Annotated in this window: 12 protein-coding genes and 2 pseudogenes; 4 read left to right on the top strand and 10 right to left on the bottom strand. The window is 67.9% G+C overall.

Going from position 1 to position 12,222, the window contains the following annotated elements:
- From B073_RS0136820 to B073_RS48570, 4 genes and pseudogenes are all read left to right on the top strand, one after another.
- Positions 1 to 736, top strand: a 736-nt coding sequence (locus tag B073_RS0136820; protein ID WP_026248072.1) for a hypothetical protein, incomplete at its 5' end; no start/stop codon positions are given.
- Positions 733 to 1,914: a hypothetical protein gene (locus B073_RS0136815; protein ID WP_158690320.1), complete on the top strand. Its 1,182-nt coding sequence runs from the start codon at positions 733 to 735 to the stop codon at positions 1,912 to 1,914. The genes B073_RS0136820 and B073_RS0136815, both read left to right, overlap by 4 nt.
- Positions 1,915 to 2,211: 297 nt before the next feature.
- Positions 2,212 to 2,621 (top strand): annotated as a pseudogene (locus B073_RS49495) (transposase); the annotation flags it as partial.
- An 839-nt stretch (positions 2,622 to 3,460) separates the two neighbouring features.
- Positions 3,461 to 3,640 (top strand): annotated as a pseudogene (locus B073_RS48570) (M15 family metallopeptidase); the annotation flags it as partial.
- A gap of 193 nt (positions 3,641 to 3,833) precedes the next feature.
- Here B073_RS48570 and B073_RS0136800 read toward each other — a convergent pair.
- The 10 genes from B073_RS0136800 to B073_RS0136745 form a co-directional block, all read right to left on the bottom strand.
- Entirely contained in the window at positions 3,834 to 4,337 is a 504-nt protein-coding gene (locus B073_RS0136800; RefSeq protein ID WP_018543066.1) for a GNAT family N-acetyltransferase, read from the bottom strand.
- Positions 4,338 to 4,616: 279 nt separating this feature from the next.
- Entirely contained in the window at positions 4,617 to 5,438 is an 822-nt protein-coding gene (locus B073_RS0136795; protein WP_234025256.1) for a class I SAM-dependent methyltransferase, read from the bottom strand.
- Positions 5,439 to 5,447: 9 nt separating this feature from the next.
- Complete coding sequence (locus B073_RS0136790; RefSeq protein WP_018543064.1) at positions 5,448 to 6,656, bottom strand: MAB_1171c family putative transporter; 1,209 nt, start codon at positions 6,654 to 6,656, stop codon at positions 5,448 to 5,450.
- Positions 6,657 to 6,661: 5 nt separating this feature from the next.
- Positions 6,662 to 7,162, bottom strand: a complete 501-nt coding sequence (locus B073_RS0136785) for a hypothetical protein (protein WP_018543063.1) — start codon at positions 7,160 to 7,162, stop codon at positions 6,662 to 6,664.
- A gap of 174 nt (positions 7,163 to 7,336) precedes the next feature.
- On the bottom strand, positions 7,337 to 7,669 hold the full coding sequence (locus B073_RS0136780) for an MTH1187 family thiamine-binding protein (RefSeq protein ID WP_018543062.1): 333 nt from the start codon (positions 7,667 to 7,669) through the stop codon (positions 7,337 to 7,339).
- The gene (locus B073_RS42390; protein ID WP_158690319.1) at positions 7,648 to 8,499 is read right to left on the bottom strand and encodes an MAB_1171c family putative transporter; all 852 of its coding nucleotides are present in this window, start codon (positions 8,497 to 8,499) and stop codon (positions 7,648 to 7,650) included. The genes B073_RS0136780 and B073_RS42390 overlap by 22 nt, the downstream gene beginning before the upstream one ends.
- A gap of 1,013 nt (positions 8,500 to 9,512) precedes the next feature.
- The gene (locus tag B073_RS0136765; protein WP_018543060.1) at positions 9,513 to 9,827 is read right to left on the bottom strand and encodes a hypothetical protein; all 315 of its coding nucleotides are present in this window, start codon (positions 9,825 to 9,827) and stop codon (positions 9,513 to 9,515) included.
- Between the two features lie 126 nt (positions 9,828 to 9,953).
- Positions 9,954 to 10,109 (bottom strand): hypothetical protein, encoded by a 156-nt coding sequence (locus tag B073_RS46970; protein WP_018543059.1) that lies wholly within the window; start codon positions 10,107 to 10,109, stop codon positions 9,954 to 9,956.
- A gap of 426 nt (positions 10,110 to 10,535) precedes the next feature.
- Entirely contained in the window at positions 10,536 to 11,510 is a 975-nt protein-coding gene (locus B073_RS0136750; protein ID WP_018543057.1) for an SCO0930 family lipoprotein, read from the bottom strand.
- Positions 11,511 to 11,631: 121 nt separating this feature from the next.
- Positions 11,632 to 12,222: NADH-ubiquinone oxidoreductase-F iron-sulfur binding region domain-containing protein (locus B073_RS0136745; RefSeq protein WP_018543056.1), on the bottom strand; the 591-nt coding region annotated here is incomplete at its 5' end.

The raw sequence follows: 12,222 nt of genomic DNA, 5'->3' as shown, positions 1-12,222 counted from the left end.
CCCCGGGCTGGCAGCCTCCACCATCGTCACCACTTTGGCGGCAGCGGCCGCCACGGCCGTGTTCACGGGAGCGGTGCACCTGTGGCCCGCCTCGTCGAAGGTCTCCCTGTCCGCGGAAACCGACCCCATGCGTCTCGATGCCGAAGGGGATCTCATCCAGCTCGTGCCCGCCGCGCGATTCGACGGCACTGAACCGCGGGAAGGGTGCGCGGGCTTCTGGAACTGGGCGCGAGCCCGGGACGGCGTGGACGAGGGCCGGACGACCATGCAGCTGACGGTGACCAACAGCGGCTCGAACACCGTGCTGATCACCGGCATTCGGGCCGAGGTGGTATCCCGCCGGCCCGTCTCCCACGTCGTCGTGACCGAGTGCACTTTGCAGGGCGAGGCGAAGGTGCACGCGGTGAACATCGATCTCGACAAGCCACAGCCCTACGGCCTCTACGACAAGGCGGGCAAGAGCGTGCCGCCCGACTTCACCGTGCCCGCAGGGGACTTGGAGACCTTCCTGGTCAGGGCCCGGATCACGCACGGTGCGGCGCAGTGGAAACTCGCGGTCGACCTGGTGGAGGACGGCCAAAAGCGCACCGTCGTCCTGCAGGACGACCAGAAGCCGTTCACCACGATGACCCGCCCCACCGATGCGCCCGTCTGGGAGCTGAACCCTCACAGCGGGAGCTGGTTCAGGCTCCCCGGCAGCGGTGCCGCGACAGGACAGCCGAGCGGGACGTCATGACGGCACGGACCCCTCGGCGTCCGACGGGCGGACGAGCGCTCGCCGCCGTCCTGGCCGCGGCAGTGGCGGCGGGAGTACTCCTGTCCCTGGTCGTGCTCCGGCTCGGACAGAACGGCTCCGGCTCGGCAAGCCCCACCCAGCAGGTGACCGCGCCCCGTCTGCACGCGCTGCCCGGGACGGTGGCAGGGGAAGAGGTCACCACGGTCGCGGCCGGCATCGGCAGCTTGGCGTACGGGACGGTAAACGGCGACGTCTACCTCTCGTCCGGGCACTCCGAACCACGGCGGCTCACGGTCCTCAAGGGCCGCGTGGTGAAGCTCGCCTTCGACCCCGGCGCCCGGTGGCTCGCGGCCGCCAGCATCAACGAGCTCGCCGTCGCGGACACGGCCCATCCCGCCACCCCCGTGGTCCATCGCCCTGTCCGGACCTACACCCCCCTGGGCGCCGGCCTGATCAGGCCGAACCAGCTCGCCATCGACCGCACCGGCCACCTGCTCGCCCTCCAGACGGACTTGATCGGCGTCTACGACCTGCACGGCAACGGCTCACCGCACTGGCTGGAGCAGCCCTACGACGAGTGCGAAGCCGGCGCCCGCGACCTGGCCTTCGTCGGCAGCGAGCTGATCGCCGCGTACGACAACTGCGCGAACTTCTTCAACGCCGCCACACTACGCATGGAACGGCAGGTGAACTTCCCCGGCACAGGCAACGCCCTGGTCGGCCACGGCCGCATCCTCTACAGCTCGTTCACCCACGCGCTGCTGCTGGACTACCGTCGCACCAGCCCGCTGCCCAGTGCCTCCGCCGTTCCCGGGCAGCCGCACCCGGTGCTCAGCGGCGTCATCGCCGACAAAACCATCAGCACCCGACACAGCCCGATCCAGCCGGTTGCCGACGACGGCAGGGCAGCGGCAGTCCTACAGGACACGCGGCTCTTCTTCTGGGAGCCCACCTCCCACCGAATCCTGGCCGTCGTCACCCTGCCCTTCCCCGTCATCTGCCCAAACACGACGAAGCCTCCGCTGCCTGCGCAGTTCGCCACGTCCTTCTCCCCGGACCACAAAAGGGTGCTGATCTCGGGCTACTGCCCGCCGCCGCCGAACATTGACGGGGACACCGACGAGGGCCAGCGCCACGCGACCTACCGGCACTGGGAAGTCGACTATCCATCGGGGTAAAGGAGCACGTTCGTCACCGTGCGGGTGCGCCGGGCTCGCCAACGGCAACGCTCCGCGCCCACCAGCGCCTCGCAACCCCCGTTGACCGCTCCCAGTGCAAGGGCGCATGTCCTCGTTTCCTGGGAGATCCGCCGCCCACTGTCCACAGGCGAACTACGTCTCATGGGCGGCATGGACGACACCACCCGGACGCCGGCCCCGCGCGCCGGCAAGATCCGCGCCGCGCTCGCGCGGGCCGAACGCGCCGTGTTCACCCGTCCCGCGCCGAAATCTGCGAGAGCCCAGATGAAATTCCTTCCCAAGCTCGTCCCGGCTCTCAAGGCGGTGTACACCGCCCCGACCGAGCGGGCGGCCGAGCAGGCACTGGAGGAGTTCGCCACTTCCGAGCTGGGGCAACGCTACCCGGCAGTCGTGCGGACCTGGCGAACAGCCTGGAGCGAGTTCACCCCCTAACTGGCCTTCCACCCGAGATAATGAAGGTGGTCTACTCCAAGAACCTCATCGAGTCGATCAACGCGCGGCTGCGGAAAGTGACCCGCAACCGAGGGCACTTCCCCTCCGAGCACGCTGCGTTGAAGGTGTTCTACCTCGCCGTGCACGGGCTGATCGCCCCCAGGGCACGCGACACCAACCACTTCGCGGCACACTGGAAGAAGGCGCTGAACCAGTTCTCGCTCTTCTTTGAGGACCGGCTCAACACCCGCTGAAACCCAAGGACTTACACAAAATCACTTACACGCCCATGACCAGGGGAGGGAGCCCCGCGTCCCGCCCAGCTGCTTGCCGTGCCCCGCCCTGGCCTCGGCCACGTAGCCGACGAGTTGACCGACGGTGCGCACACCCTGCCGTGGCCCACCGGCCGTCCGGTCTCACGTTCTGACCGACGGGGCGGTGCCCGCTGCAGGGTGCCCGGGCACGGGCCCAGATGGCGCCGGAGGTGCCTCACGTGGAGCCGTAACGGTGCACGCGTGGGGCTGGATGGGGTGGAAGCCGGTGCGTAACCCGCCGGTGTCCCCGAGGTGTGCGAGAAGGCCCCGGCCGCGGTGTTGGGCAGAGCGGGCAGCTGGTTCAGTTGAGGGCTCATCGCGTGCCCACCTGGACGAGTCCGAGGTCTCGGCAGCCAGCTGCTTGCGACACGCTGGCCCTGGTCGAGGTCGGCCTGCGCCTGCTCCAGCGCGGGGAGCCCGGCCTCCTGAATCTGCCGGCAGTGCGTTCCGACTCCGCATCCGCACTCCAGACCCGAAGGGCCCGACCTCCCAGGACCTGCCGGCGCCAAGCATGACGCCGTGTTGTACCGGGTCATATGAGAGCCAGTGATCCGGTGTGAATGAGAGCCGACGTTGTGCCATCTGTGGTCTGGATGGACTCGTTTGTGACTGTCGGTCTCCGGTGAGATTGGAGCCGCCTCTATCGGGTGATGCGTGTGTGCGGTGCGGAGGGTTGCGTCCAGAGAAGTGGTGTACGGGTTGGACCTGCTCCGGGGGCTTGCTCCGACATCGGGATGAGGCCCGCATAGACGAACGGTCACCGGCTGATCTTCAGGACGTGCCCACTTGACGCTCCGGGGCTGTCGCAGGCCGCACGGGGTAATCGCAACCTCTTGGCCCACTGACTGGGTGAAGAGGGCTTCGTGAACTATCCCAGCGAGTGGTGGCATTGGTCTTATGGTGACCGCTACTGGGCGCTCATGACTGGTGCCCGCGCCGCCATCTACGGACCGATCTGACCCTCCGCGTCGTTCGCTCACGGTCCAGAGGTCTTGGCGCGTTCGGATGCGGTGGCTTGGAAGCGGTAGGACTCGGTGTCGGTCTGGATGAGCGTCGCTTGGGCCGGGGGAACCGCGCCGAGCGGACCAGCCGCTGCTGGCGGCGAACCTCAAGGTCAAGTCGCCGCCGCTGTCCAGTCCACTGAGCCCTCAGCTACCCGGGGTTCCCCGCTTGTCTGCGGAGAATCTTCACCATCAGCCGTTCTCTGACCCCGTCATCGGACACGAGATCCCCGAACTCTCCGGAGAAGTCAAAACCGTGGCGTTGATACAGCGTCACGGCAGGCTCGTTGCCCGGAATCACCGCCAGCTTCATCGCGGTGGCGCCTGACCGCCGGGCCCACGCCTCGACCACCGCGACCAGGAGGTCTCCGACGCCACAGCCCCGAGCCTCGGGGCCAACCCATACCGATCTCAGCTCGCACGTGTCGCTGTCCACAGGAAGTCCACTGGCCATTCCTACCGCCTGCCCGCGCAGAAACGCGACGATGTTGTGAGCCCCCGGCAGGTCCAAACGCGCACGCCACCGCTCCTGCCCACCGCAGTGCCAGTCCTCAAGCCGGGACTTGAAGGAGCGCGGAGCCTCAGCCAGCGCAGCGAGACGAATGTCCCGCCACAACGGCCAGTCGTCAGTCGTGAGAACCCGCAGACGCACCATGCGAGCGAGTTTGCCGTGACATCTGTGGAACAGTCCACAACACCACACGCTGAAGAAGTGCCATCAGCCTGCGGCTGAACGATCCCGCTACGCGATGAGACCTTCGGAGAAGGCCGAGATCAGCTCGACCTCTCATGCAAGGATCTTGAGACCCTGCATCTCCGGCCCGCCGTGACGAGGCAGAACCGTGATCGTTCAACCGACCACCCCGGTAGGTGAACTGGAGGGCAGCCGGTGCAGGCTGCCCTGGGGAGAGAGCGCGTGTGCCGACCTGTCGCCCTACGAGGTGGCGGGCGCTGCTGGGAGTTGTGTAGGGCGGCGGCCCCATGCAGCGACGGTGACTTGTGGGATGTCGATGAACGCTGGGTCATCCAGCAGGGCGGAGAACTCGCTCAGGTCGGCTTCGGTGACGAGGCCCTCGGCGAGGAGGGAGGGGGCTGCCTGGGCGATGAGGGGGCGCCAGCGGTCCTTGTCGAGTCCTCCCATGCAACCGAGGTTTCCGGTGAAGGACACCTCGGCCAGTCCGCTTCGGGCGAGCAAGGCAGGGAGGCCGCGGGCCCAGGTCATGTCGGCCCCGTGTGCGCGGTACGTGCGCTGATAGGCGGCCAGGAGCCGTTGGACCGCGGGGAAGGGGGACGTCTCCGCGGGCAGATGGTAAGGCTCTTCGATGACGAGCCAGCCGCCGGGGGCGAGCCAGCGGGCGGCTCGTTCGACCATCGCGTCGCGGGTGGGCAGGTGGCAGTAGAGGTAGCGGGCGTGGATGAGGTCGAAGCTGCCCGGCTCGTAGCCGCCGCAGGTGATATCGGCCTGCTGGATGTCCAGATTCGCGGCCCGGTCGGCGTCGAGGTGGCGGGTGTCGAGGTCGACGGCCACGACCCGGCCTTCTGGGCAGCGTTCGGCGAGCCAGTAGGCAATGGAGCCCGCTCCTGCGCCCAGTTCCAGGCAGTGCCAGGAGGCTTGGAGGGGGAGACCCTGGAGGATACCGGTGGTGAACGCGTCCACGTTGCGTTGGATGGCCTCCAGACGGTCTCGTTCGCGCGGGCTGTCGTTGCTCAAGATGCCGGTGCGGTAAGGGGCAGGAGCGGCTGGCTGCTGTGCCACGGGAATCGCCTATTTCGTGGTTGTGATGGACGGGGTGTGGTCGTCGGGAGCGTGCGCAGGGGCGGGGCGGCTCTGGGTGAAGGAGCGTACGGCGGGCAATGTGCGGGCGCGCTGGACGGCCGTCAGGAAGTCGGCTTCGTTGTGCAGGCTGTCTCCGGTGGTGCGTGCGGGGGCGAGGGGGTTGGGGCGTCGAGGGCCTCCGGCTGATTTGGCCTGGAGGGCTGCGAGCAGCCAGCACGCGGTGACGGCCGGCCTGATCTGTTCCTCGGGCAGGGCCTGGGCGGCGACGTGGTGCTGGGCGCGTGCGATGGTCTCGGGCGTTACGTAGTCCTGCAGGATGAGCAGGGCGTCGCGGATCTCGATGACTTGCCGGTAAAGACGGAGGTGGGCCGCGCGGGGGCTGTCGAGCAGAGCGCTGATGGGTGTGAGTGGTTTGGCCAGGGTGACGTGTGGGACGGCGGTGGTGAGGTCGTTCCACAAGGGGCGCAGGCGCCACAGCGTGAGGGTGGTGCGGACCGTGCGGTGGGCGGTGAGCACCAGGGGCAGGCAGGTTCCGGCGGTCATGAGCCAAGCGGTGATGCCGATGTTGAGCGGGAAGAGTGCGCCCAGCCACATGGGGCGGGTGAGGAGGAACGCGAGGACGATGAGCCAGAACACGCAGGAGGAAGCGAAGCCGGCGGCGAGTAGGACAAGTCCGGTGCGGAGGGTCCGGTCTCCTCGCGTCCGGAGGGCGTAGCGTGCGCACAGGACGGCGCAGGGGAGTGTGCCGACGAGGTGGGCGGCGACAATGAGCCACCAGAAGGGGCTGTACCACGGGACGACCTCGGCGGTGACGCAGCCGGCGTGCGGTGCGATGGTGGAATTGAGCGTGATCAGAGCGGCGATGGTGATGAGCATCGGGCCGTAGACGAGCCAGGGCCGGCGCCGGGACATGGCGGCGAGGACGAAGTCGAGGATGAGGGCCGAACTCAGGACGCCCCAGGCGTTCATGAACAGGCCGCAGCTCTGTGCGAAGGTGAGGCTCCGGTTCAGGACAGCCGTGACCGGGTCCAAGTAGACGGTGATCGACCCGGCGATTCCGGCGACCGCGAGCAGCAGCATCTGCTGCTGGCGGGAGCGCCGGACGGTGCGTAATCGAAGGAAGATCACCAGCCAGAGGGCAACGGCGCCTAGGAGCTCGATGTCGGAGCCCAGGGTGTAGAGGGGGTCTGTGTTCACGGCTCCTACTCGCGTATACCGAGGGCGGCTTCGAGTTCGCCGCGCACGCCCGTGGACGGGCAGGGGGCGAGCATGCCTGCGGCGGTGTGTATCAGGGTGGCGACGAGTTCCGCTTCCTGTTCCTGCTCGGTGGTGTGGTTGGTGCGGGCCAGGAGCCGGCTGATCATCTCGGGGCTGATGCTGGGTAGCAGTGTGGCGAGCGCATCCTGAGTTTCGTGGTCAGTGAAGCCGTGATCGCAAAGGATGTGCCCGATCTCGTGGAGGGCGATGTGGTCCTGGTGGAATCTGGTTGTCTTCTCCTCGACATAGATATTGTCGCCTGACTCGGTGGCGATCCACAGCCCGCAGGCGTTGATGGTGGAGCCGATCGGTAAGGTGCGGATCCAGATCGGCCGGCTTCTCCGTGCGGACAATTGGCGGACGAAAGCGTCGATGGAGAAAGGCCGAGGCAAGTCGAGTGTGCTGACGAGTGCCTGGCACTTTTTGCGGATCTCCCGTGTCGTCATGGTGTCGCCTCCCCTCGATTTGCCCTCGATTGGACACCTGCGGAAGTCATATATGGTGGTTCGTGCTGCAGGCATGGTTTTCCTGAGTCGCTGGCTCGGTACCTGCTCTCGCCGATGGTCGCCCTGGTGCGGCCTGGCCATGTGCGAGTCGGAGTGCCAACAGCGGCCGGAGCCTCAGATACCTTCGACGACCGGCCTGGGGCGATCACCGCCGCTCTCCGAGATTCTCTCCTCGAGGAGAGCGATTTTGTTGTTGAGCGGATCAGGCATGTTCGGCCACACGTCGACCTTGATGCTGACCTGGACACGGGGTGCCTTGAGCGCGACCGCTTCGGTAGCGCGCTTGATGACACTCATGACCTCGTCCCACTCACCCTCAATCATGGTGTACATGGAATCCGAGCGGTTGGGGAGCCCGGATTCACGGACAATCTTCACCGCCTCCGCGATGTAGTCTGCGACAACTTCCTCTACACCCATGGGCGTCAAGGCGAAAGCAACGAGCACAGTAGTGAATCCCCTCTAGTGATTCGGGCCGGACAGCATGGCCCGGTATTCGTGGACGATTGGTGATTGGTGATTGGTGATTGGTGATTGGTGATTGGTGATCGGTGGGCGGCGGCGATTCGCAGTAGGTAGCTGATTTCCTCAGAGAGGTCCTGAGCTCCGCCCCCGGAGAGGTTCAGCGACTGGGCCTCGGGGGTCTGGCCGCTGCGCCGGTGGTGCGGGGCTGCGGTGAGCCAGCAGGCGGTCATGTGCGTATAGGCCAAGTGATCAGGGACGGCCTGGTCAGTGACGTGCCGGCGTACCTGGTCGGCGGTGGCCTGCGTGACGTAGCTGCGCAGGACGATCATGGCGTCCCTGATTTCGATCACTCTGCGGTACAGGCGCAGTTGGATCGGTATCGTTGCGGCACGCAGGCGGTTGCCTGGTGCGAGGACGACGTCGGGAGCGGCGGCGACCAGGTCCCGCCACAACGGGGCCAGGCTGCGGTGGAACCTGTGGTACCGCAACAGGTCCCGCATCTGTATCAGGAACGGCAATGCCACACCGACTGCGAGGAAAAGCGCCTCGGCTCCGGTGACGGACGAGAACGGCGGGGTGAAGAGCGTTGAGCGGGTGCCGCGGTAGCCGAGCTTGAGCAGCCACAACAGAGTTGCCAACAGCATGCCTGTGCCGAACAGTCCCAACCCGTACCGCAGAGAACGCGGGATGCTTTCCTGACGGCTGTGCCGCCAGCACACCAGCCCGCAGGTGGTATCCGCGGTCAGGCGGAAGGTGAAGAAGATCCACCAGAAGTCCTCGTGCTCGGTTGCCAGCCAGATACGGGTCGGCATATCAGGGACGGCCGGTGTGGGCAACGGCCATAGGGGGAGGGGACGTTCTCGCTCCACGGCGAGCCTGGCGCACAGTTCCGGGGCGGAGAAGGGCGCCGGCACCGGAAGCCCGTCGATCATCCCCTGGCATCGACGGCGCAATCGCCTCCAGCGCATCGTGGTCGGCTCCCCAGCGCCTGTTGGACCGTAAGGACACCGGACCCGGTAGCGGCGCTTCCTCATGATGCCACCGAGGGGCCTAACTCCCTGCGTCTGCCAGGCGTGTGACAGACATGGCCCGGGGGCAGCACCGCCAGGGTCAAGGGGCAGCGGCGGCAGGGCCGGAAACCATGCGAGAAGTTGCCGGACAACACCACAACCTCCACTTCCTCAAGCATCTTCGACCGCCACCGACCGCTGATCGTAAATCGCCCCATCAGCGCCGGGCAGATCCGCTCCGCAAGATCTGGCCTGTTTTGAATGCGCGCCTTCCATCTCGACAGGGTTCGGGGCTACATCCCCTTGGTAGGGAGCGGCCACGGCTCCAGCCCAATTGGCCGGAAACTTCCCTCACCATCCAGGAACGGCCAGTCGGCACACGAATCCGTACGGTTCCCGCCTCGCAGCTACGTTGTGCTGTCACTTGGGCACCACCTGTTGGCCGGCAGCGGTTGAAATTCGGGCGGCTCTCCGCCGTCCACGTGATCAACCGCCATACCCGGCACCTGTCCGTCCTGGACATCATCTGGATCGGGTAGCCCCGGACCCGCGCGTGGACCCCGGCATTGCGGCGGCCGGCGTCGATGCGTCCTGCCGACGAGGACGCTGACGGCTACCGCGACGACGCCACCGTCATCGTGCTCCTACGCCGCACCAGCTGACTGGCCGACACCGTCCTCGTCGCAGCTGTGGCCCGTCACAGGTGCCTGGCCCAGCGGCCGCCGCACGGCACCGCGTTGGTGGCCTGTAGTCGAAGAGGCCGCCTTCTCGGTGGTGGGCGCTGGGACTTCGTTCGTCCGATGTCCTCACAGGCTCTACCCTTCACACAGTGGCTGTCCGAGGTGTCTGGCCGTTTCTGCGGCGTCTTTGTGGGTCAGGGCGATGACTACGGCCGTCGGGGGAAGCATCATGCTGGCGATGACGACGAAGAGCGTCGGGAGCCAGCTCTGCCAGCCGGAGGCCGGCTGGAGCCCGTCGCGTCGCGCGGCACGGGAGAGCACGAGGTGGACGAGGAGAGCCGAGGCGGCTGCGAGCAGGGCTGCATAGGCGGAAGCGAAGTGCGTCCACGGCACCGCCAGATAGCGGCAGGAGGCCGACTGATGGTGGACATGGGCGGTGGACAGCGCCACGGTGGTGATCAGACAGCCGATGGCGGCCAGCGAGAGCAGCGGTACCGCCAGCGCTCGGACCCGCCGGCGTCGCGCGGGGTGGGCGGCCTCGCGCCGGGCTGTGTGACGGTTTCGGTCATCTGCCTGTCAGTACCAATCCGGGTGGGGGCGGACGATGCGGATGTGCTGCTGGCCCTCGGCCTTTTCCGTTGTCGGCAGTCGGCCCTGCAGGCTCACGTTCTGGTATGAGTCCTGGTGCTGGGTGTACTTGATTTCGCCGTCCGGCATGACAGCCGTGACCACGGCGGCGTGATGCGTGTTGCCGTGCTCGATAGGGTCGTTGGGCCCCTGCTGCTCGTAGTAGATGATGTCGCCGGGCCGGTCAGTGCCTCCCCAGATCCGACATGGCGGCCCTCAGCCGGGAGACCGCTTCCTGGTCGGCGGCGTCGTAACCGTCGGCGGAGTCCTGCAACCGTTCCCCCAAGTCTCCCATCTTCTTGGCAAGCCCGACCATGTGATCCACCCAGGGCGACCTGGCCGATCGAGCGGTCGCCACGGTGGCACAGCTCGACGATCTCGGCCTTGCACTCCGGCGTGAACGAGCGGCGAGGACGCGACTTCTTCATCCCCATGCTCTCCATGATGGACATCATCCGTCCGAAGCCGAAGCCGAAGCCGAAGCCGAAGCCGAAGCCGAAGCCCCTGATCTCCGACGTCCGTCAAAGCGGATCAAGCGGAGGTGTTCTTCTTGCCGTTCTCGGAGACCGCGAACCACAGGCCCATCTTGCCCTGGCCGTTGATGTCGCCGGGCTGCTTGTCGCCGGTGAACCAGTAGACCGGCCAGCAGCCGATGGCGAGCTGACGGGTACCGTCCGGTCGGGTGACGGTGGAGACGAGGTGCGGGGCGATGCCGTTGAGCTTGGAGCGGTCGGCGGGCTTGGCGGGCTTCCAGGTGTTCAGGCAGGTGCCGGTGCAGCCGAACTTCATCGGCCAGGGGCTGTCCTTGTTGAAGCGATAGAGGGTGCGGCCCATGTCGTCGACCAGAATCCGGCCGAGCTGTGGCTGAGTGAACACCCCGACGTCGCCGGTCGGTCGGGTGCCGGCCTTGGTGCCGTCGGAGGCCAGCGCGTGCCAGGTGCCGCCCAGGCCATGGCCGTTGGTGTCGCCGGGCCGGGTGTCCTTGGCGTAGCGGTATGCGGGCCAGCCGTTGATGGTCAATTGTTTGGTGCCGTCGGCGCGGGTGACCGAGCCGAGGGCGCCGGGGGCGATGCCGGCGGGGGCGGTGGCGCCGTCGGCGGGGACCGGCGGCCAGGTGGTCGCGCAGGCGCCGGAGCAGTTGGACGTGGGCGGCTTGGCGGTGTCCTTGTCGAAGCGGTAGAGGGTCATGCCCTGGGCGTCGGTGACGAACGGGCCGAGGGCGGCGGACTGGCGCAGGGCGAGGGTGCCTGCGGGTTTGCCGGCCGCGGCGGGCTTGCCGCCGTCGCCGTCGGCCTGGCCGCCGTAGCCGTCGGTGCCCTGGCCGGCGGGCTGCACGCCGTCGCTGCCGGTACCCGTACCGGCAGCGTATCCGCCGCTGCTGCTGCCGCAGGCGGTGGTGAAGGTGAGGACGGCGGCGAGGGCGGTGAGGGCAAGGACGGCATGCCGCCGGGCCGAGGCCCCGGCCGACGGGGCCGAGAAGGCAGAGGGGGGTGTCGTTACGGGCATGGCGAGTCTCCATGGATATGGGTGAGGGGTGTGGGGTCAGAGGAGAGGGGATGTGGAGGGCCGAGGCCGTAGGGGCGGGGGCATCCAGGGACGTGCGCTCTCAACCGCCCGGCAGATCAGGTCAGTTCCCGCTCTGGATTCGCAGGGCGAGGGCTGGGCAGCGGCGCACCGCGAGCCGGGCGCGGCGGCGCATACGGGCCGGCAGTGGCACCCCGGTGGTCTCGGGGTAGCCGTCCGGGCCGAGCCGGATCATCGCCGGTACCAGCTCCGCGCACAGGCCGTGGCCGCGGCACAGCGTCCAGTCGACCAGCAGTCGCTCCGGTGGTGGGGGAGGTGAGGGCGGCGGATACGGGGGCATCGGCGGGATCCGTGGCGGGGCGGGGAGCCGCGGCCGGTCGCCGGTGACCGGGAGCACCCCGGTCACCGGGCGGCCGCACCCGAACCCGCGCGCGTGGCGGTCGAACTCCTCGGGGAAGGCGGCGAGAGCCGATGCCACGAAGCGCGCGGTACCGTCCGGGTGGCTGCAGGCGCCGCGACCACGCACCGCCCGCAGGCGGGCGTGCACGGCCTCCAGGGCGGCGCTCCCGCCACCCCGTACGGCGCGGTCGAGCTGGTCGGCGAGGGCGGGCAGCCCCAGTGCGCAGGGCCCACACTGGCCGGCGGACTCGGCGCCCATCCAGTGCGCGACCCGTGCCGTCTCGCCCGCCGGGCA

Origin of the sequence: Streptomyces sp. MspMP-M5 (assembly GCF_000373585.1) — a bacterium.
Lineage (GTDB): Bacteria > Actinomycetota > Actinomycetes > Streptomycetales > Streptomycetaceae > Streptomyces.
Note: the sequence above shows the minus strand (reverse complement) of the source record. Positions and strands in the feature narration are given on the sequence as shown.